The organism is Aequorivita sp. Q41 (assembly GCF_039831855.1).
GTDB lineage: Bacteria > Bacteroidota > Bacteroidia > Flavobacteriales > Flavobacteriaceae > Aequorivita.
On sequence record NZ_JBDPMS010000001.1, the window covers coordinates 114472 to 136280 of the forward strand.

At 35.1% G+C, this 21809-nt stretch carries 20 protein-coding genes; 11 read left to right on the forward strand and 9 right to left on the reverse strand.

Features of this window, described 5'->3' with window-relative positions:
* Window positions 1–38: 38 nt before the first annotated feature.
* The 5 genes from ABJ955_RS00535 to ABJ955_RS00555 all read left to right on the forward strand — a co-directional run bounded on the left by ABJ955_RS00535 (window position 39) and on the right by ABJ955_RS00555 (window position 4641).
* A complete protein-coding gene (locus ABJ955_RS00535; RefSeq protein WP_347372651.1) occupies window positions 39–1961 on the forward strand; it encodes a BatA domain-containing protein in 1923 nt (640 codons plus the stop codon).
* Complete coding sequence (locus ABJ955_RS00540) at window positions 1958–3214, forward strand: dihydroorotase (RefSeq protein ID WP_347372652.1); 1257 nt, start codon at window positions 1958–1960, stop codon at window positions 3212–3214. The genes ABJ955_RS00535 and ABJ955_RS00540 overlap by 4 nt, the downstream gene beginning before the upstream one ends.
* Window positions 3214–3534 (forward strand): hypothetical protein, encoded by a 321-nt coding sequence (locus ABJ955_RS00545; protein WP_347372653.1) that lies wholly within the window; start codon window positions 3214–3216, stop codon window positions 3532–3534. The genes ABJ955_RS00540 and ABJ955_RS00545 overlap by 1 nt, the downstream gene beginning before the upstream one ends.
* A gap of 53 nt (window positions 3535–3587) precedes the next feature.
* Complete coding sequence (locus ABJ955_RS00550; protein ID WP_347372654.1) at window positions 3588–3908, forward strand: hypothetical protein; 321 nt, start codon at window positions 3588–3590, stop codon at window positions 3906–3908.
* Window positions 3909–3984: 76 nt separating this feature from the next.
* Complete coding sequence (locus ABJ955_RS00555) at window positions 3985–4641, forward strand: alpha/beta hydrolase-fold protein (RefSeq protein ID WP_347372655.1); 657 nt, start codon at window positions 3985–3987, stop codon at window positions 4639–4641.
* Window positions 4642–4671: 30 nt separating this feature from the next.
* Here ABJ955_RS00555 and ABJ955_RS00560 read toward each other — a convergent pair whose 3' ends face one another.
* Together ABJ955_RS00560 and ABJ955_RS00565 are read right to left on the reverse strand one after the other, a co-directional pair.
* Window positions 4672–5166: a hypothetical protein gene (locus ABJ955_RS00560; protein WP_347372656.1), complete on the reverse strand. Its 495-nt coding sequence runs from the start codon at window positions 5164–5166 to the stop codon at window positions 4672–4674.
* Between the two features lie 2 nt (window positions 5167–5168).
* Window positions 5169–5945, reverse strand: coding sequence for an MBL fold metallo-hydrolase (locus ABJ955_RS00565; RefSeq protein ID WP_347372657.1), 777 nt, complete (start codon window positions 5943–5945; stop codon window positions 5169–5171).
* A gap of 79 nt (window positions 5946–6024) precedes the next feature.
* On the opposite strand from ABJ955_RS00565, the gene ABJ955_RS00570 reads away from it, so the two are divergent.
* Window positions 6025–7476, forward strand: coding sequence for a TonB-dependent receptor (locus tag ABJ955_RS00570; RefSeq protein ID WP_347372658.1), 1452 nt, complete (start codon window positions 6025–6027; stop codon window positions 7474–7476).
* Here ABJ955_RS00570 and bcp read toward each other — a convergent pair.
* Entirely contained in the window at window positions 7473–7925 is a 453-nt protein-coding gene (gene bcp / locus ABJ955_RS00575) for a thioredoxin-dependent thiol peroxidase (RefSeq protein WP_347372659.1), read from the reverse strand. The genes ABJ955_RS00570 and bcp overlap by 4 nt on opposite strands.
* Before the next feature lie 31 nt (window positions 7926–7956).
* Here bcp and nth point away from each other — a divergent pair, with 31 nt between their 5' ends.
* Window positions 7957–8613: an endonuclease III gene (gene nth / locus ABJ955_RS00580; RefSeq protein ID WP_347372660.1), complete on the forward strand. Its 657-nt coding sequence runs from the start codon at window positions 7957–7959 to the stop codon at window positions 8611–8613.
* Window positions 8614–8678: 65 nt separating this feature from the next.
* Here the strand turns inward: nth and ABJ955_RS00585 are convergent, their stop codons facing one another.
* A complete protein-coding gene (locus ABJ955_RS00585) occupies window positions 8679–8831 on the reverse strand; it encodes a hypothetical protein (protein WP_347372661.1) in 153 nt (50 codons plus the stop codon).
* 59 nt (window positions 8832–8890) lie between these two features.
* Window positions 8891–9475, reverse strand: coding sequence for a sigma-70 family RNA polymerase sigma factor (locus ABJ955_RS00590; RefSeq protein WP_347372662.1), 585 nt, complete (start codon window positions 9473–9475; stop codon window positions 8891–8893).
* Window positions 9476–9731: 256 nt separating this feature from the next.
* On the opposite strand from ABJ955_RS00590, the gene uvrA reads away from it, so the two are divergent.
* Both uvrA and ABJ955_RS00600 read left to right on the forward strand, forming a co-directional pair.
* Entirely contained in the window at window positions 9732–12509 is a 2778-nt protein-coding gene (gene uvrA / locus ABJ955_RS00595) for an excinuclease ABC subunit UvrA (RefSeq protein WP_347372663.1), read from the forward strand.
* A 367-nt stretch (window positions 12510–12876) separates the two neighbouring features.
* Window positions 12877–14025 carry a hypothetical protein gene (locus ABJ955_RS00600; protein WP_347372664.1) on the forward strand — a complete coding sequence of 383 codons (1149 nt, stop codon included), beginning with the start codon at window positions 12877–12879 and terminating at the stop codon, window positions 14023–14025.
* Between the two features lie 60 nt (window positions 14026–14085).
* On the opposite strand, the gene ABJ955_RS00605 is transcribed toward ABJ955_RS00600, so the two are convergent.
* From ABJ955_RS00605 to ABJ955_RS00615, 3 genes are all read right to left on the reverse strand, one after another.
* Window positions 14086–15372, reverse strand: a complete 1287-nt coding sequence (locus tag ABJ955_RS00605) for a glycosyltransferase family 4 protein (protein WP_347372665.1) — start codon at window positions 15370–15372, stop codon at window positions 14086–14088.
* Window positions 15372–17807 carry a YfhO family protein gene (locus tag ABJ955_RS00610; RefSeq protein ID WP_347372666.1) on the reverse strand — a complete coding sequence of 812 codons (2436 nt, stop codon included), beginning with the start codon at window positions 17805–17807 and terminating at the stop codon, window positions 15372–15374. The genes ABJ955_RS00605 and ABJ955_RS00610 overlap by 1 nt, the downstream gene beginning before the upstream one ends.
* Before the next feature lie 139 nt (window positions 17808–17946).
* Window positions 17947–18210, reverse strand: coding sequence for a DUF4834 family protein (locus tag ABJ955_RS00615; protein WP_347372667.1), 264 nt, complete (start codon window positions 18208–18210; stop codon window positions 17947–17949).
* Between the two features lie 106 nt (window positions 18211–18316).
* Here ABJ955_RS00615 and ABJ955_RS00620 point away from each other — a divergent pair, with 106 nt between their 5' ends.
* Window positions 18317–19309 carry a transporter gene (locus tag ABJ955_RS00620; RefSeq protein WP_347372668.1) on the forward strand — a complete coding sequence of 331 codons (993 nt, stop codon included), beginning with the start codon at window positions 18317–18319 and terminating at the stop codon, window positions 19307–19309.
* A 10-nt stretch (window positions 19310–19319) separates the two neighbouring features.
* Window positions 19320–20438 carry a GNAT family N-acetyltransferase gene (locus ABJ955_RS00625; protein ID WP_347374341.1) on the forward strand — a complete coding sequence of 373 codons (1119 nt, stop codon included), beginning with the start codon at window positions 19320–19322 and terminating at the stop codon, window positions 20436–20438.
* Window positions 20439–20499: 61 nt separating this feature from the next.
* Here ABJ955_RS00625 and ABJ955_RS00630 read toward each other — a convergent pair whose 3' ends face one another.
* Complete coding sequence (locus ABJ955_RS00630) at window positions 20500–21759, reverse strand: aminotransferase class I/II-fold pyridoxal phosphate-dependent enzyme (protein WP_347372669.1); 1260 nt, start codon at window positions 21757–21759, stop codon at window positions 20500–20502.
* Window positions 21760–21809 lie beyond the last annotated feature (50 nt).

Here is a 21809-nt window from a genome sequence, read left to right on the forward strand (position 1 = left end):
TACGTTCCATTTTTTATCTTTGAAAAATATTTATAGGAATGCAGTTTAAACACCCAGAAATTCTTTACGCCCTTTTCCTGCTGCTCATCCCTATTTTTATTCATCTTTTTCAACTCCGGCGTTTCCAAAAAGTAGATTTTACCAATGTCGCTTTCCTAAAAAAAGTGATTATCCAGACTCGAAAGAGTTCCCAATTAAAAAAATGGCTCACCCTATTAATGCGTTTATTCGCGCTAGCGTGTATCATTTTTGCTTTTGCGCAACCTTTTACAGCTTCAAAAACAGCTTTAAATACTAAAAAAGAAACCGTTGTTTATATAGACAACTCTTTCAGTATGCAAGCCAAAGGTACTAAAGGCCCTATGTTGCAGCGGGTTTTGCAAGATTTATACGATAAAACTTCAAGTACTGAAAAATTAAGTTGGTTTACAAACAACGCTGAAAAGAAAAATGTTTCGGCACAAGATTTTAAAAATGAAGTGCTTTCCATTACATATACCCAAGAACAATTATCGCCAAGCCAAGTTTTATTGAAAGCCAATCAGCTGTTTTCAAAAGAAAAAGATGCTACAAAAAGGTTAATCTATTTATCTGATTTTCAACAGCAAGAAGCTTTTCCAAAAATCCCTAACGATTTACTTGTAGAAACAGTACAATTAAAACCTATAAAAGTTTCAAACATTGCAATAGATAGTGTCTCTATTGTGTCAAAAAAAGCTTCTACAACACAATTAAAAGTAAACTTTTCAAAATCTGGAGAGGTTAATACCGAAATCCCCATTTCGCTATTTAATAATAAAAAACTTGTTGCTAAAACTGCCGTAAATTTTTCAGAAAATACAAGCGGCACCATCACTTTTGATATAGATAACACGGAGGAGTTTATAGGAAAGTTGTCCTTAAACGAACCTAATTTACCTTATGACAATAGCTTGTTTTTTAGCATCAATAAGCCTGAAAAAATGAAAGTCTTGGCTATCAACGAAGCAGATGGTCGTTTTTTACAGCGTCTTTTTGAAAAAGAAGAATTTCAATTTACACAACAAACATTTAAAACACTAAACTACAATCAGATTCCAGAACAAAATTTTATTGTCCTTAATGAGCTAAAAGAAATTCCAGCCTCATTAATAACAGCTTTAAAATCTTTTAGCGATGAAGGCGGTAGCGTTTTTATTATTCCTGCTCAAGAAATAGATCTAAGTAGCTATAACAGTTTATTAGTAATAATGGGGCTTGGATCGCTTTCTGAGCCAACGATTCAAGAGAAAAAAATTACTAAAATCAATTTTTCTCATCCACTTTTTAAAGGTGTTTTTGAGCAAGAGGTAACAAATTTTCAATACCCGAAAGTAAATTCATTTTATTCAGTGCAAAGAAATGCAACACCTGCAATTAGTTTTGAAGACAATCAACCCTTTTTACTTCAAAAAAACAAAAGTTTCTTACTTACTGCCGCACTAAACACCGGAAACTCTAACTTTGTGAATTCGCCTTTGGTAGTTCCTACTATTTATAATATGGCGCTGCAAAGTTTAGCATTACCGCAATTGTATTATACAATTGGAGCACAAAACACCATTGCTATTCCTATAAAATTGGGACCTGATGAAATACTTACCATCAAGGATAGTACTTCGCAATTTATTCCGCTGCAACAAACAAAAGCAAATTATGTTTCCTTAACAACTATGGACTCCCCTAATCTATCTGGAAATTATCAAATAACGAAGGGAAATGAATTTCTTGAAAACATAAGTTTTAATTACAACCGAAACGAAAGTAAGCTGCACTATTTAAATTCAGAAGATTGGGAAGATGCGCAAGTGTATAAAAGCATAGACGATCTTTTTGAATCTATTGCAGAAGCCAATACCATCAATAGTTTTTGGAAATGGTTTGTTATTTTTGCATTGCTCTTTTTATTAATTGAAATGCTTATTTTAAAATTTCACAAATGAAGATATTACTGAAATCCGCCACCATTGTTGATGCTTCAAGCAAACACCATCTAAAGAAACGAGATGTTTTAATTGAAAATGGGAAAATTTCGAAGATTGCTGCAACCATTCCTTCATCAGAAAAGATAAAAGAGATTAAATTAAAAAACCTTCACATTTCTCAGGGTTGGTTTGACAGTAGCGTTTCCTTTGGTGAACCCGGTTTTGAAGAACGTGAAACCATTGAAAATGGATTAAAAACAGCTGCTCACAGTGGCTTTACGAGTGTAGCTGTAAACGCAAATAGTTTTCCAATTACAGACAGCAAAGGACATATTAAATTCATTAAAGCGAAAGCTGATGGCAATGCTGTAAACCTCTACCCTATTGGCGCGCTGACCGTTGGAAGTAAAAACACCGATTTAGCTGAATTATTTGATATGCAAAACGAAGGAGCTATATCATTTTACGATTATAAAAAACCGATTCAGAATGCTAATCTGCTGAAAATAGCCTTACAATACACCCAAAGTTTTAACGGTTTGGTACAATCCTTCCCTTTTGAAAAATCTGTAGCCACAAATGGAGTAGTTAACGAAGAAGCAAACAGCACACGATTGGGTTTAAAAGGAATTCCTGCACTTTCAGAAGAACTTCAAATAATACGAGATTTATATATTTTGGAATATACCGGCGGTAAACTTCATATTCCAACTATTTCAACAAAAAAATCTGTGGCGCTTATCCGTGACGCTAAGAAAAAAGGACTTAATATTACGTGTAGCGTTGCTATTTTCAACCTTGTGCTGACCGATAATGTTTTTGAAGGTTTTGATACAAATTATAAAATTCTTCCCCCCTTACGAACTCAAGAGGATGTAAAAGCATTGTTGAAAGGGCTAAAAGATGGAACTATAAACGGCGTTACCAGCGACCACAATCCAATTGATGTAGAAAATAAAAAAACTGAATTTGAGCATGCTCATTTTGGAAGTATTGGTCTGGAAAGCTGCTTTGGAGCTTTAAACAAGCTAGTGGGTTTTGAAGAATCGGTAAAAGCACTAACAGGGTTAAAAAATGCCTTTAATATTACTTCAGAAAAAATTGAAGAAGGCTCTACTGCCCAAATAACGCTTTTCAATCCTGATGAAAATTGGGAGTTTTCTGAAAAAGACATTGTATCTACTTCAAAAAACGCTGCCCTTTTAGGTACAAAACTTAAGGGAAAAGTGTACGGAATTATAGCAAACAACCAATTGGCATTAAATAAATAATGAAAAATTCTTCCCCAAGAAAATCTACCGCTTTAATAGCGTACACCCCATTTGTAGGCTTTTTGATAGCTTATTATATTAATAAGGATGAAAAGGAGCCTTTTACAACCTGGCATATAAAAAACATGTTTGGACTAACTATTTTATTTATTAGCTCGCTTATTGTGCAATCGCAAATAAGTTATATTGTTGGCGATATTTTATGGTTGCTTTGCTGTATTATATGGCTTTATTGTTGGGCAATGGCTTATTTCAGCAAAACGAAGGGGATTCCTTTTTTAAGTGAAAAATTCCAAGAATGGTTTACGTTTTTAGACTAAAGTATTGAGTATCTTTAACTGATTACAAAATACAAACCAAAATTTTAAACAAAATGGAAACAACAGACAATGGCAAATTAGTTGCTATCATCTCATATTTTAGTCTAATAGGCTGGATTATCGCCTTGATACTAAACAACGGAAACAAAACAGCATTAGGCTCTTTTCATATACGCCAAGCTTTAGGCATTATGTGTGTGGGTGTGCTTTTAACCATGCTAGCAAGCTTTGTTAGTATTCCACTTTTAAGCTGGATAGTTTGGGCTGGAGTTGTTGTACTTTGGATTTTAGGAATTATAAGCGCAATACAAGCTGAAATGAAGCCCGTTCCTGTATTGGGGGAGCAATTTCAAGAATGGTTTAAAGGACTTTAAATTTTAGAGAATTTTAACGAGACCTTTTATGCTGAAAATCGTTCAGTTTAAAAGGTCTTGTTTATTTTTGCAGACTATGGAAAAACAGACTTTGCTTTTAGAACATAATTACCGTCCAGCACACAATCCAACAGAAAATCCACCAGCTATAATTATGCTACATGGGTTTGGGAGTGATGAAAACGATTTGTTTTCTTTTGCAGCCGAATTGCCAAAAAAGTATGCAGTAATCTCACTAAAAGCTCCAATTAGGCTTGAACCCTACGGAAATGCTTGGTATAACATCTATTTTGATAATGATCAAGGCAAATTTAGTGATGATGAACAGGCAATTGCTTCAAGAGAACTGGTGTCTAAATGTATCGATGAAGTTATTGAAAAATATAAGGTAGCTAGCAACAACATTACACTTCTTGGGTTTAGTCAAGGTACAATTTTGAGTTTTTCAATAGCGCTTAGTTATCCTGAAAAAGTGAAAAATGTAATCGGCCTTAGTGGATATATAAATGAAGAAATATTAAAAGAAGGCTATTCTAACAACGATTTTAGTACGCTTAATATTTATACTTCTCACGGCAGTGTAGACCAAGTTATTCCAGTAGAATGGGCTAGAAAAACGAAACCTTTTCTTGATAATTTAAATATAAATTGCTCGTATTCAGAGTTTCCAGTTGGTCACGGTGTTGCCCCACAGAATTTTTTTGAACTAAAAGACTGGCTTGAAAAACACTAAAACAAAATACATTTAGCTTAAAAAGGCAAATTAGTTAGGATATAGAAATGAACTTATCGTTTTAAGCTCAAGCTTATTATTTTCAGTAAAATAATACTCCAAGATCATTTCTCCCCAATATTTTCCATCCGTAAATTCAGTAATAATCCATTTATGGTTTAAAAACTTCAACTTGTTTATTTTCATATCCCCTTCCATTCCTTCAAATGGCACTAATGGATTGTTTCCTTTCACAAAGTTGTATTCATAAATAGCATCAGAAACCATTGTTTCAACATCCTTAGCTTCATACCCCCTATTTTCTAAATACGTCATCGCATTATCGTTTCCTTGAAGTGTAAAATAATTTAAATCTGCAAGTGTAGTATGAAGCACTGCAATAGAATCACTTTCCTTTTGAACCGATTCTTGCAATCTTTCTATTTGATTTTCTTGCGCTTCAAAGATGCTCTTCTCGTTCATATATTGGTAAATTATAAAGAGTAAAGCGAAAAGAAACAGGTATAAAAATATTTTATTTCTCATAATTATATCGTTATTGTAAGTGTATCATAAGCCAAATGTACGTTTTTAGGAAGTCTTTTTTCTACTGCTTCATGAAACCCCATTACGTGGCTAATATGTGTAAAATAAGTTGTTTTAGGGCTAACTTTTTCAACAAAATCAAGTGCTTCAGAAATATTAAAATGCGAATAGTGCAATTTTTCGCGAAGGGCATTTATCACTAAAATTTTTGTGCCGCGTACTTTTTCAATTTCTTCTTCCGAAATTGTTTTTACATCTGTTAGATATGTAAAATCTTCTACTCGAAAACCTAAAACTGGAAGTTTATCGTGAAAAGCTTCAATAGGAATCACTTCTTTCCCCCCAATACTAAAAGGGGTGTTTTTATCAATTTCAATAGCTTCAATACTGGGGGCGCCAGGATATTTGTTTACAGTAGCAAAAATATACGCAAAACGCTCGCGAAGCGATTCAAAAACCCGCTTGTGCGCATAAAAAGGCATGTTTCCATGTTTAAAATTGAAGGGGCGAATATCGTCTAATCCTGCAGTATGGTCGCTGTGTTCATGGGTAAGCAGAATGCCGTCAACTTTTGATACATTTTCGCGTAACATCTGCTGGCGAAAATCGGGCCCACAATCAATTACAAAATTAAAACCATTCCAAGACAGTAAAACAGATACTCTTAAGCGTTTATCTTTAGGATCGGTGCTTTTACAGACCTCATGATCACTACCAATTACAGGGATTCCTTGAGAAGTTCCAGTGCCGAGAAAGGTAACGGTGAATGTTGATTTCATTCTTGCAAAAATACTGGTATTTTTTTTGTTTACCTATTGTATTTGCTACCTTTGTTACTAAGAAATTTATATAATTATTATGCCGGAAACCATATTAGGTGACAAGGAATTTGAAAATATTCCATCCATAAAAAGTAAGGCTTTACGAATCAACCTCAACGAAAACATTTACGGTACTTTTGCCGAAATTGGAGCTGGACAGGAAACTGTGCGTAATTTTTTTAGGGCTGGTGGTGCCTCAGGGACCATTGCAAAAACAATGTCTGCCTATGATAAAGACTTTAGCGATGCTATCTACGGCATTGAAGAAGACGGAAGGTATGTTACTGAAGCTAGGCTTATAAAAATGCTTTCGCATGAAATAAACTTGATTGAGGAACGTATAATTCGTAAAAAACACCCAAACAAACTTTTCTTTGCTTTTGCAAATACGGTAGCTACTATCGATTTTGCAAAACAGTATAAAGGCCATGGTTGGTTAGGTATTCGGTATCAAGTTGATCCAAAAGAACCGTATAATGAGATAACACTTCACGTTCGTTTTCATGAAAATGATGCGCAACTGCAACAAGTTACTTTGGGGATACTTGGAGTAAATTTAATTTATGGCGCATTTTATAAATACGATCAACCAAAAAAATTGCTTCGTTATTTGTATGACCACATCGATAAAGATAAAATTGAAATAGACACTGTAAATTTTTCTGGACCTCGTTTTCAAGGTGTCGACAACCGTTTAATGAGCCTTCAGCTTATTAAAAATGGAATGACGGATGCTGTTATGTTTGGTCCTGATGGCCATAATATACTTCCTGCACGAATTCTTTATAAGAAAAATATTCTTGCCCTTCGCGGAAGCTTTAGACCTGTAACCAAGGTAAATATTGACATGTTTGAACGTTCGTACGAAATGTTTCTCAATGAAAACAGAGTAGAAAAAGAACGTACTGAGGTTATTTTTGAAATTACCTTATCAAACCTTCGTGCAGAAGGAGAAATTGATGAAGAGGACTTTATGGATCGCGCAAAATTACTTTGCTCCCTTGGTCATACTGTAATGATTTCAAATTTTCAAGAATATTACAAACTGGTGGAATACTTTTCACGATATACAAAAATGCGAATGGGCTTAGCAATGGGCGTAAATAATCTCGTTGATGTTTTTGACGAAAAATATTACCGTCATTTAAGTGGTGGAATTCTTGAGGCTTTTGGAAAACTTTTCTTTAAAGATTTGAAGGTATATCTATACCCAATGAAAGACCCAGAAACTGGAGAATATACCAATAGTGAAAATCTTAAAGTTCATCCGCGTATGAAAGAGTTGTATAAATTCTTCAAATACAACGGCAAAGTGGTTGATATTGATGAATACAATCCAGCTATCATGGATATTTTTTCCAGAGAGGTACTTGCCAAAATTGAAAATGGTGAAGAAGGCTGGGAGGAAATGCTACCAGCTGGAGTATCTGAAATTATAAAAAGTAAACATCTATTTGGGTGTAAACCTAAAGAAACGAAAGTAGGCTAGTTAAGTATTTGAGCAGCGTGCTCTTTGGTTTTTACTTTATCGATTACACGATCTACAATTCCGTTTTCATTAATTATAAAGGTTTTTCTATGAATTCCATTGAACTCTCTGCCCATAAATTTTTTTGGCCCCCAAACGCCAAAAGCATTAATAACTTCTTTGTTTTCATCTGCCAATAAAGGGAACGGAAAACTATATTTTTCTTTAAAGTTTTTCTGTCTTTTTTCGCTATCAGCACTCACGCCCAGCAACTCATACCCTTGCTGCTGTAATTCTTCATAATTATCGCGTAGGTTACATGCTTCAGTTGTACAACCTGGTGTACTCGCTTTTGGATAGAAAAAAACAATCCATTTTTTCCCTTTAAAATCTTCTGAAGAAATACTATTTCCATCCTGATCGTTTGCTCTAAAAGATGGAGCCTTATCTCCTACCTGTAATGTTTTCATAATCCTTATTTTTGCATAAAAATACTTAAAAATGACCAAGCAAGAAAAGGTAGTTTTTGTAATTGATACTTTAAATGAAATTTATCCTCAAATTCCAATTCCATTAGATCATAAAGACCCATACACATTGCTTATTGCTGTGCTACTTTCTGCTCAAAGCACAGACGTAAGGGTAAATAAAATAACGCCTTTACTTTTTGAAGTTGCAGACAACCCCTACGATATGGTAAAACTTTCTGTAGAAGAAATTCGGGAAATCATAAAACCCGTTGGGCTATCACCTATGAAATCTAAAGGAATTCATGGGCTGTCAAAAATACTTATAGAAAAATACAATGGAATCGTACCTGCAGATTTTGAAGCTTTAGAATCATTTCCTGCCGTTGGCCATAAAACGGCAAGCGTGGTTATGAGTCAAGCATTTAATGTTCCAGCTTTCCCTGTAGATACGCACATTCATAGATTAATGTACCGTTGGGGATTTACAAATGGTAAAAACGTAGTACAAACAGAAAAAGATGCAAAACGTTTGTTTCCAAAAGATTTATGGAATAGGCTTCACCTTCAAATTATTTGGTATGGAAGGCAATATTCTCCAGCGCGAGGCTGGGATTTGGAAAAGGATATTATTACCAAAACTATTGGTAGAAAAACGATTATTAACGACTATTTAATGAAGAAAAAATGAATTTTAGACCGAAGGGTTTAAAAATAAAAAACCCTGAAACGTTAATTTCAGGGTCTTTCCAAAGTTTAGTTTAGAAGCGCTTCAAACTTCAATTTATTATAATCTATAACACTTAAAGCCATTGAGTAATCCAGAAGAAATTTTATAGTTTCCTCTTTTGGAACAAGTTTTTTATTCACGTCGTCCACACGTGATGTTTCAGAGTAAAATTTTTGCATAGAGTTTTGTTATTTCGAGGTTTATTTTCAAATAACGTCGCAAAAATTATTTTATTGTATTAGTTTGTTAATATAATATTATGTTTATCAATTACTTTACGCAAGTTAATAAGTGCATAGCGCATTCTGCCCAGTGCAGTATTGATACTAACCCCTGTTTGCTCACTAATTTCCTTAAAACTCATGTCTTTATAAATTCGCATCATTAAGACTTCTTTTTGGTCATCTGGCAGTTCTTGAATCAATCTTCTTACATCGTTTTCAACCTGCCCTTTTATCATTTGCTTTTCAATATTTAAGGCATTATCGCTCAACACTGAGAATATATTAAAATCAGTATTGTTTTCAAATTTGGGCATGCGGTTGTTTTTTCTGAAGTGATCTATCACCAAATTATGAGCGATACGCATAACCCAAGGTAGAAATTTTCCTTCCTCATTGTACGCACCTCTTTTTAAAGTTCGAATAACTTTAATGAAAGTGTCTTGAAAAATGTCTTCAGAGACATCTCTATCAAATACTTTGGAGTAAATAAAACTGTAGATTCGTTGCTTATGGCGTATAATAAGTTCACCAAGTGCAGATTCATCACCGTTAATATAGGCGTTTACTAGAAACGCATCAGAGCTATTGCTTTGCTTCATATCAATACTTTTTTAAAAAATAAACAACTAGAGACTAGGTTGCTTGATTAAAATGTTTATTTGTTAAAAGTAAAGATCAGCTATAGGCAATATTTTTTTTAAATGACGTTAAGAGCCGTAAATATAACAACAAAGAAATCACAAATGCAAAAAAAAGGTTAAATTTTTCTATAAATTAATAATAATAAGCCCAAATGTGCTTTGATGAAACTGATATAGTATCTTTGCAAAAGCTATTAGAAAGGAGAGAAAAAAATTGAATACGGAAACAGTAGATACCAAAAAAAGCATCCTCATTCAAGGAGCTAAACTTCATAATCTTAAAAATATTTCGGTTGCCATTCCTCGCAATAAATTGGTCGTTATTACCGGTCTTTCTGGGAGTGGAAAATCTAGCCTTGCTTTCGATACACTGTATGCAGAAGGCCAAAGACGCTATGTAGAAAGCCTTTCCAGCTATGCACGACAGTTTTTAGGAAGGCTAGATAAACCAAAAGTAGACTCCATAAAAGGTATTGCGCCAGCCATTGCAATAGAGCAAAAAGTAAATGCTACAAACCCCAGATCTACAGTAGGTACCGCTACGGAGTTATACGATTATTTGAAATTACTTTACGCCCGAATCGGAAAAACCATTTCACCAGTTTCTGGGAAAGAAGTAAAAAAAGATACCACAACTGATGTTATAAATTTCATAAAAAACTTTCCTGACGGCGAAAAACTCCTTCTCCTCGCTCCTATCCATTTGGAAGAAGGACGGACTATGGAAAACAAAATAAAGGCCTTGGCGCAACAAGGATATGCTAGAGTAAAAATTGATGGCGAAGTAGTACGAATAGATGAAATTAATAAGAAATCTCTTCCAAAGAAAATTGATTTGGTTGTAGATCGTATCATCACAAAAGATGAAGAAGATTTTTACAACCGCCTTGCCGATGCTATTGAAATAGCTTTTTTTGAAGGAAAAGGAGAATTGTATATTGAAACCCTTTCTTCAAAAACAATTACGGAATTCAACAACCGCTTTGAAGCAGATGGCATGTTGTTTATGGAGCCAAATGTGCATCTTTTTAGCTTTAATAATCCGTATGGAGCGTGCCCTGTTTGTGAAGGTTATGGCGATGTTATTGGTATTGATGAAGACTTAGTAATTCCAAATACAGCACTTTCCATTTATGAAAACGCTATATTTCCGTGGCGTGGAGATAGTATGAGTTGGTATAGAGATCAGCTTGTAAACAATGCTTATAAATTTGATTTCCCAATTCACAAACCTTGGTTTCAGCTTACCGATGTGCAAAAACAATTGGTTTGGGAAGGAAATAGTTATTTTGAGGGATTGAATTCATTCTTTTCGTTTTTAGAATCCAAAAGCTATAAAATTCAAAATCGCGTAATGCTTTCCCGCTATCGTGGAAAAACAAAATGTGCCACTTGCAAAGGGATACGACTTCGTCCTGAAGCTGCTTATGTAAAAATTAACGGCACCGCAATTCAAGAATTGGTAGCACTACCTTTAGATAAAGCGGCTATTTTCTTTAAAAACCTTGAACTTCCAGAATATGAAGCGAATGTTGCCAAACGCCTTTTGCTTGAAATTAACAACAGAATCAGGTTTTTAAGAGATGTTGGTTTGGGTTATTTAACACTCAACAGAAAATCAAATACCCTTTCTGGAGGAGAATCGCAGCGTATTAACCTTGCAACCTCACTAGGAAGCAGTCTTGTGGGCTCTATGTATATTTTAGACGAACCCAGTATTGGTCTTCACCCAAAGGACACAGAAAGGCTTATCGTGGTTTTAAAAGCATTGCGAGATTTAGGCAATACGGTAATTGTGGTTGAACACGATGAAGATATTATGAAAGCAGCCGATGAAATTATAGACATTGGCCCCGAAGCGGGAACTTTTGGTGGCGAAGTGGTGGCACAAGGAAATTATGCCGAAATATTGCGTTCTGAATCCCTTACCGCGAAATACTTAAATGGGGAAATGGAAATTGAAGTCCCAAAAAAGCGACGTACTTCAAAAAACAAAATTACCATATCTGGGGCGCGACAGAATAATCTTAAAAATATAAATGTAAGCTTTCCACTTAATGTTTTTACAGCAGTAACAGGTGTTTCTGGAAGTGGAAAGAGTACTTTAGTTAAAAAAATTCTTTATCCTGCACTGATGCGGGAAATTGGCGGTTATGGTGAAAAGCCTGGGCAGTTTTCAGAAATAAAAGGAGATTTTGGCACTATCAAAAGTATTGAGTTTATCGACCAAAATCCTATTGGTCGTTCCAGCCGAAGTAATCCTGTTACTTATATAAAGGCATACGATGATATTCGGAATTTGTATGCTTCACAGAAACTTTCAGACATTCGTGCCTACAAAGCGAAACATTTCAGTTTTAATGTAGATGGCGGTCGCTGTGAAACCTGCAAAGGCGAAGGTGAAGTAACCATAGAAATGCAGTTTATGGCCGATGTGCATTTGGTGTGCGATACTTGCAATGGCAAACGCTTTAAAAAAGAAGTACTTGAAGTTACTTTTCAAAATAAAAATATAGACGACATCCTAACAATGACCGTTGATGATGCCGTGGCTTTCTTTGGGGAGCACAAGCAAAATAAGATTGCTGCAAAATTGCAACCATTACAAGATGTTGGCCTTGGCTATGTACAACTGGGGCAAAGCTCATCTACCCTTTCAGGCGGTGAGGCACAGCGTATAAAGCTTGCTTCGTTTTTAGTAAAAGGGACTTCAAAAGAAAAAACCGTTTTTATATTTGACGAACCAACAACTGGGCTTCACTTTCACGATATTAAAAAATTGCTCGCTTCCTTTTATGCCTTGTTAGATAGAGGTCACACTGTTATTGTGGTAGAGCACAATTTAGATTTAATAAAGTGTGCAGATCATATTATTGATTTGGGCCCTGAAGGTGGTGAAAACGGTGGACAAGTAATTGCTGAAGGCACTCCAGAAGAAATAGCCAAGAACAAAGAATCTTTTACTGCCGAATATTTGAGAGAGAAAATTTAATTTTATTCTTTTTGGCACAGTAATTGAAAATACACTACCAGAAAACAGATTTTAGTTTTTTTTGGTTGGTTTTAAAAATCCGTTGTAAGTGATTAAACACTGCAGCGGATTTTTTGTTGGCATACTACTTCTTCGAATATAATTTTCAAAGGAAAACCCTTTTCCATTTGTAATAAAATAGAAATTAAATTTTTAGCCATTTAAGTTTTGAAGCTTGGGTTTTATTTGGGTTTTGGTAGTTATTTTTTAAACCTTAACACTGTTAATCAGCACTTTAAAATTATGGCACGGTCGTTGGTTATTTATAAGCGTACACAACTTACCAAAAAATTGTAAGGCAAGTACAAACCTTTAAAATTTGAAACTTATGAAAAACATAGCATTTATTTTCAGCATTCTCTTAATGGGATTTTCAGCAAATGCAACTTCCATTGAAAACGAAAACAACAACCGAAGAGGTTATGACGGTAACGCATACATCTTTGTTGAAGGCGACGTAGAATTCTCCATCTTTCCTGATGGTCAATTTGACTTTGTATATGTAGGACCGCAATCAGGTTCCCGTGTTGCAATCAGCTCTCCTAATGTAAACATAAGTTTCAATTCTGGGTACGATTATGAAGCCTATGTGCAATACGATGATTATGGCGCAGTAATACAAATAGAAAGTGTACCTATCTATTATGATGAATACGGGCGTATAGCGCAAGCAGGAAATGTTGATATTCAATATAATGATAGACGTATTGTTCGCGTGGGTGGGTTGCATGTAGTTTATAACCACTATGGGTATTTTTCACACGTAACTGGAGCAATAAACTTTTTCAACCCATATTATGTGTATCGTCCTTGGCATGTGTATTATGCAAGACCTATTTATAGCCACTGTGTAGTTTACGATACTCCTTATAGAAGATATTACAACCCTATTCGTTATAGCTATCACCAACATGTGGTTTACTATAAGAATAGAAATCGTACAGCGTATCATAACGGTAGAAGAGATTTCTACAGACCAGGAAGTCGTGTTTACGATAAAAATGGAAGGGTTTCAGTAAACAAAAATTACAACCCAAACCGTACAAACACCATGATTGCTTCAACAGGTCGTAACAATACTTCTGTTCGAACTAACAATACACGAAACACGGTAACTAGAAATAATAATACCGCTGCAACAAATGTTCGTAACTCGGTTAACACCCGAAATAACACAACAACTAGCGTGAAGAACACACGCAGTGAAAATGTAGTACGCACAAATACTAGAAACAATACTAACACCCGAACTGTTTCAACAGGAAGAAGTTCTCAGACACAGCAAGTACGAAGCACTCCTTCAAATCAAAGAAGCAGCTCTGCAACACGAAATACAACTCAATCTCCAAAAAGAGAAGTTACGAGCCGTAGTAGTACCGTAAAAAGGTCTAGTACACCTACACGAAGCAGTAGTAAAGTAAGTACAAGTTCCTCCCGAGCTAACTCTAGTAGTACGAGTAGCAGAACAAGAGGTTAAAAATAGTTTTTTGGTTGGTTGGTTAAACCTTCGTGATTCGCCTAGGCGAAGATCGGAGGTTTACCTTTTTAGGGTGTGTATTAAAGCAGCCATTTGTTTCGTTAATGCGCGACGGCTATACTTTTCAATCCCTTCAGAAGAAATAATCAACTCTCCCTTTTTGAAATTTTCATAATAGTGAAGAATTTCAGCCTTTAACTCATTATTATCCCAATAACTAAAAAACTTCCCAGAATTTGTTTCTGTAATAATCCCTTCAATATCACTTTCCTTTGGTCCCAAAGCAATAATTGGGCGTTTAGCAGCCAAATATTCAAAAAGCTTTCCCGGAATTATAGCGCGTGTTTCTGCACTATTTATTTCTACCAAAAGTAAAACTTGACTTTGCTTTTGAAGTTTTAATGCTTCGGAATGTGACACATATCCTAAAAAACTACAATTAGATAGTAACTGAAAATCTTCAAGACTTTTCTTTAATTCTTCACTAACAGCACCAGCAAATTTTAACTGTAAATCGTTTTTAAACAAAGGATTTTCGCTACATAGTTCCGACAATACTTTCCATAAAACCTCAGGGTTTCGTTCACTAAGCAACGAACCTATATGTGAAATTGAAAAGGTGGAATCCATCACAAAATCGAATGGCTCGCTAGCATCAAACCCGTTTGTAATCACCGCTATTGGAGTTTCTGAAATCATTTCAAACTCCTTTTTAGTGGTTGGGCTGGTTACTGTAATTAGGTCTGCCGTTTTTAAAACAGACGCTTCAAGCATTTTATGTTTGCGTTCCGAAGTTTTACTTAATCGGAGTGATTTGTGATAGTGAATCGTTGTCCATGGATCTCGAAAATCTGCAAGCCATTTTAAACCTAATTCTTTTTGAAGTTGCATCCCTATTAGGTGTAAACTGTGTGGCGGACCCGTTGTAATTACTACGTCTAATGGGTTGTCTATAATATATTTTGAAAGAAATTTAACTGAAGGTTTTACCCATCCAATACGTGCATCGGGAATAAAAAAGTTGCCGCGTACATAAAGCATTAATTTTTCAATTGCCGAGATTTCCTTTTTTGAAATAATCCCACTGCTAATCTGTTTTGTCTTCTTTTTTGAAAAAAGCTTCGCGAAACGATAGGGTTCTGAAATTGGTTGTTTTATAATTTGAATATCGAAAGGAATTTCAGATGAAAAATTTTCATCAACCAAAGGGTAATTAGGGTTTTCTGGTACGTAAACAATTGGTTCTATACCAAATTCCCTAAAATATTTTACAAATTTTAACCATCGCTGTACGCCTGGGCCACCCGCTGGAGGCCAATAATATGTGATGATTAGCGCTTTCTTCATTATTCTTTAACTTCTTTTTTCAAAAAAGCAAAATACAATCCGCTCAATAAAATAAGAAGAAAGATAATACTGCTCACTAAAGAAATGGTGCTTCCTGTTTCAATTACTTTGGGCTCAAATTTAAACTCAATCTTGTTGTTTCCAGAAGGAACAATCATCGCTCTTAACACATAATTAGCACGGAAATATTCCGCAGGTTTTCCATTTATATATGCGTTCCACCCTTGTGGGTAATACACTTCAGAAAAAACAACCAATTGTTCGGTTTTAGTGGCAGCTTCATATACCAAGTGATTCGGCTGATAGCTAAAAAGCTCAATAGTTGCGGTGCTATCGCGTGCTATGTTTTTATTTGGAATTTTTGAAAGAAACGCTGTATTAATTACAGCAGTTTTTTTTGTGTTTAAACTATCTAAAAGTTGTATTTCTTCGTCTGCATTTGAAGCAGGCTGTACATTTTCAACAAACCAAGCATCGCCATTGGCATACGGATTTCGTTGTGAAACTGCGCCCCCATTTTTAGATTGAGTGATGATGTAGCGCACATTCATCATATTTAGAATTCCGATGTCTCCTTTGCTTATGTAAAACTCAAACAAATCTTGCATTCTACCTGGTTTTGCAGCATGATACCCCCCCAAAGCGTTGTGATAATAACTTGCGCGACCACTGTTAAACGCGTTTGATGTAGCATCATAAACACGATAATGACCTTTGTCTTCTAAAATCTGGGCATCTGCACCGTTTTTCTGAAAAGGTTCTTCAATAACTCTTGCTTGCACAAAATCGTCTTCGTTTACATAACGTCTATTAACCCCAACTAAATCTATCAAAACCAAAACTGTAAGTGCAGCAATTGCAAACCCATTTTTAAGCTTACCTATCATATAAAGCCATAAAACGGCGGCGGTGAGTGCAACAAAAATCAACGAGCGAATGGCATCTGATGTAAAAAGTGCCATTCTATCTTCGCGTATTGCTTCCAAAAATGGCAAGCCCATTTCATCTCTAAAATAACTATCATACGGACTCGCAAAATCGAATAACGAAGCTTTAAAAAGAATAAAAATAAGTGTAAGCCCACCAACAATTCCAGTAGCCCAAAGCAAGGCTTTTTTCTTTTCTTCTTCTTTATCAAACTTATTAAAAAACTGATGTAAACCTACAATGGCAAGAATTGGGAGAATAAGTTCAATTATAACCTGTATGGATGAAACTGCTCTAAATTTATTGTACATCGGGAAGTAATCAATAAAAAACTCTGAAAGTCCGCTAAAATTTTTTCCCCATGATAAAAGCAGTGTTAAAACAAAAGTTGAAACCACCCACCATTTCAATCGTCCGCGAATTAAAAACAAGGCCAAAACCGAAAGAAATATAACAATTGCCCCAATATAGGCGGGAGCACCAACAAAAGTTTGGTCGCCCCAATACATCGGAATCTGGCTTAATACTTGATTTGCTTCTTGCGAAGAAGCTCCCATTCGCATTAAACTTTCTACAGTTTTTGAATCTTTCGGAAATTCTTCTGAAGAACTTCCTCCCATAAATCGCGGAATAAACAGGTTAAAACTTTCCAGTTTTCCGTAGCTATATTCCGTTATATAATCAAAATCTAATCCGGTGTTGTAATCTTTTGGCGTGCCATCTGCGTTGATAGTCAGCTCTGTTTTTCCTCGTGTGGAGAAATCTGCATATTCCTTGGTTGCTAAAATATTTGTGGCATTTAAGCCAACGGCAATTAAAACACCAACAGCCATGATGCCAACAGCTTTAAAGTAATGTGGCAAGAGTTTTTTCTTAAAAGCATCTATTAAATAAACGATGCCAATAATAAGGACTAAAAGCATCAAATAATACGTCATCTGGAAGTGATTTGCCACCAATTCCAACGCCATTGAGACTGTTAGTAATACGAATCCCCACAAATATTTTCTTTGAAATGTGAGAAATATACCACTTAATACAAAAGGCATATACGCTATTGCGTGCGCTTTTGCATTGTGCCCTACGCCTAAAATAATTATTAAATAGGTTGAAAAACCAAATGCTAATGCCCCGAGAAAAGCTAGTTTATAATCTACTTTTAATACTAAAAACAATATGTACATTCCAATAAAATAAAGAAATAGATAATCTGCTGGGCGTGGCAAAAACCGAATGGCTAAATCGAGTTGTTTTATGTAATTATTTGGGTATTTCGCACCCAACTGATAGGTTGGCATTCCTCCAAAAGCTGCGTCAGTCCAATATGTTTCTTCGCCTGTAGCTTTCCGGAAATCGTTTTGCTGTTTAGCCATTCCAGTATATTGCACAATATCACTTTGGAATATTTTTTTCCCTTGTAAAACTGGATTAAAATATGCCAGAGAAGCAATGATAAATAAAATAAAAACAATTAAATGAGGAAGAATTTTTTTGTAGCTGGGGTGCATAAATTGGACTTAAAATTATGAAGAGGGGAAATTATGAAAAATAATTTAGAAAACTTGGTAAACATGATTAAAGGAAAACCAAAGCCGTTTTACCTAAAGTATTCAAAATAAACCCTGTTTAAAAAGCAAGTAATTTTTATTAATCGACTTCTTCAAACTCCACGTATTCACCAACTTTTTTGCTCGTACGGGAATGGGCTGCAGGGTTTTTATCAATTGTTATACTTCCTTCTTTTTCGTGCGAAGTATTCATATTTGGGTTATTTCCGAAGAATTGCTCAAACTGCTGTCCTGCTTTTTTCGAAATATAGCGCATTAAATAAGGTGTAGCGAGCTTAATTAAAAATTTAAGCCCGAAATATACCAGAAGAACGATTAATATCGTTTTTAGGAATGTCATCATAATAGTCAAATTCTTTCCAAAAATAAGGATTGATGCAGAAAAAGACGAATATTGACTATTAAATTATTGGTAAAATCTTATATCTTTGAACTAAACCCAACATTTCATGAATAGCAAACTTCCTTTTTTATTTCTGTTCTTTTTTATACCGTTTTTAAATGCTTCGGCACAGTATACCGAAATGATAAACACCAACCGTCCAGGTGGCTCTCAAGGAGCATTTTCCGTTGGCACAAATGTACTTCAAATAGAGTCTGGAATTAACTACGGAAAGGAAAAACACACCCTGTTAGAAACTGAATCAGATGGGTTGGGGATTGACTACTCTGTGAGATACGGTTTTTGGAAAGAACGATTAGAAATTAGCCTTATGGGTGAGTTTCAATCAAACAAAGTTGTGGATAATCGCTCCTCTACAGCAAGAGAGTACAGCTTATCTAACTTTAAAAGTAATACCGTCGGAGCTAAATATTTAATTTATGATCCTTATAGAAAACGTGAACTAAAAGGCCCTAATCTGTATAGCTGGAAAGCGAATAATAGAATACAATGGGCAGATTTAATTCCTGCAATTTCAGTGTATGCAGGGGCAAATTTCGATTTTGCAGACAATCCATTTACACCTGAAGCAGACAGTAGTGTTAGCCCTAAATTTATTCTTGCTACACAAAATAATTTTATAGGCGGATGGGTTTTAGTTACAAATATAATTGTTGACCGTATAACAACCGATTTTCCAACGTATGGCTATATAGTTACATTAACGCATGCTACCAATCGCTATTTTTCAGTTTTTGTGGAAAATCAAGGATTGAAAAGTGATTTCTATTCAGACCAACTTCTTCGTGGGGGCGCCGCAGCATTACTCAATGAAAATTTTCAAGTAGATCTTTCTTTAACGGTTAATTTTAAGGATACCCCTTCAAAATTTTATGGACGCGTAGGTGTTGCATACCGTTTTGACATGCATAATAAAGACGAATACTTGGAGGATGAGGCTACAAAAGAGCAAAAAGATAAAAAGGAAAAAGTAAAAGATGAAGACAAAAAACAAGACCGGTTGGACGAACTGGAAATAGAAGATAATGGCGAACAATAGCATTTTGAATATGATTACTATAAAACAGATTTCCTCAAAAAGTGATCTTAAAAAGTTTATCACTTTTCCTTTTAAATTATATAAAAACAGTGAATATTGGGTTCCTTCATTGACTAAAGATGAAATGGAAACACTGGACACCAAAAAAAATCCAGTATTTAAAAATGCTGAAGCATGGTATTATTTAGCTTATAAAAAGGATGAAATAGTTGGACGTATCGCCGTAATTATTAATCATCTGGAAATAAATGAACAAGGAAAAAAGAAAGTTCGTTTTGGTTGGTTGGACATGGTTGACGATATTGAAGTAACCAAAGCCTTATTAGAAAAAGCTTATGAAAAAGGGCGTGAACACAACTTAGAATACGCCGAAGGTCCTGTAGGCTACAGTAATATGGAAAAAGCTGGCGTACTAACAATGGGCTTTGAAGAAATGAATACTATGATTACTTGGTATCATTATCCTTACTACGCACAACATTTAGAGCAATTAGGCTACGAAAAACAAGCTACTTGGGTTGAATATAGACTTAAAATACCAGATTCTATTTTTGAAAAAGTGGCGAAGTTTTCAAAAATTGTACGAGATCGCTATAAACTTTCTGTAATTCGTTTTAAGGATAAAAAAGAAATTCTACCCTATGTAGATGCAATGTTTGGTTTGTTAAACAAGACTTATAATACACTACAAACGTTTGTTCCTATTCAGCAATACCAAATTGATTATTACAAAGAAAAATATTTTAGCTTTATACACCCAGATTATATTTGTTGTATAAAAGACGAAACTGGAAAGTTGATTGCGTTTTCCATTGTAATGCCTTCATTTTCGAAAGCCTTAAAGAAAGCAAACGGAAAGCTTTTTCCTTTTGGATGGACACATATCTTAAAAGCACAGAAAAAGAACGACACAGCCGCTTTTTATTTAATAGGAATAGATCCAGAATACCAAGGAAAAGGGGTTACAGCAATTATTTTTGAAGAAATGCAAAACCTGTTTAACGCAAAAGGTATTCACACAGTGGAAACCAATCCAGAGTTAAAGGAAAATACTGCAGTGCAATTGCTTTGGAAAGATTACAATCCGGTGCAACATAAAGAACGGAGTACATTTAAGAAAGATATTTAAATAAAAAAACCACCTAAAAAGGTGGTTTTTTTATTTAGTAAGTAAGCTGTAAGCTAAACACTTATTCTCCCATCGCTGCCGAAACAGCGGCTGAAAGACGCTTGTAAGTCCCGTTTTCTAAGCGCTCCCGGATTGCGGAAAAAGCTTCTAATGTTTCTTCTATATCTTGCATCGTATGCGTAGCCGTTGGTATCATTCTTAAAAGTATCAATCCCTTAGGAATTACTGGATACACAACTATAGAACAGAAGATTCCGTGGTTTTCACGTAAATCTTTCACCAAAGCCATTGCTTCTGGAATACTTCCTTTTAAATATACTGGAGTTACGCAGCTTTGAGTTGTTCCTATATCAAAACCTCTCTTTTTAAGCCCGCCCTGAAGTGCATTTACATTTTCCCAAAGCTTGTTTTTAAGTTCTGGCATGCTTCTAAGCATATCTAAACGCTTTAAAGCTCCTTCAACCAAAACCATTTGCAATGACTTTGCAAACATTTGCGATCGTAGGTTGTATTTAAGGTAATTTATTATTTCTTCATCCGCTGCAATAAAAGCGCCTGTACTTGCCATAGATTTTGCGAAAGTCGCAAAATAAATATCTATTCCGTCTTGTACCCCTTGCTCCTCACCTGCGCCAGCACCTGTTTTACCAAGTGTTCCAAAACCGTGTGCATCATCAACAAAGAAACGGAAGTTATATTTTTGTTTAAGTGCTATAATTTCTTTCAATCTTCCTTGCTCGCCACGCATTCCAAAAACTCCTTCCGAAATAAGTAAAATTCCACCACCTGTTTTCTCAGCAACTTTTGTGGCACGTTGCAAGTTTTTTTCGATACTTTCCATATCGTTGTGCTTATACGTAAAGCGTTGCCCTAAATGAAGACGAACCCCATCAATAATACAAGCATGAGCATCTACATCATACACAATAACATCGTCTTTTGAAACAAGGGCGTCTATGGTAGAAACCATTCCCTGATATCCAAAGTTTAACAAATATGCAGCCTCTTTACTTACGAATTCAGCAAGTTCTCTTTGAAGTTGTTCGTGAAGATCTGTGTGCCCACTCATCATTCTCGCACCCATTGGGTATGCAGAGCCCCATTTTACACCTGCTTCAGCATCTACCTTCCTAACTTCTGGATGGTTTGCTAGACCTAAATAATCATTGATACTCCAAGTTATTACTTCCTTGCCTTTAAATTTCATTCTATTGGAAATTGGACCTTCCAATTTTGGGAATACAAAATAGCCTTCCGCTTGTTCCGCCCATTTTCCTAACGGACCTTTATCTTTATAGATTTTATCAAATAAATCTTTCATCAACGTTTATTGTTAAAATTTTGGACAAAATTAATTAAATTATAATTAGA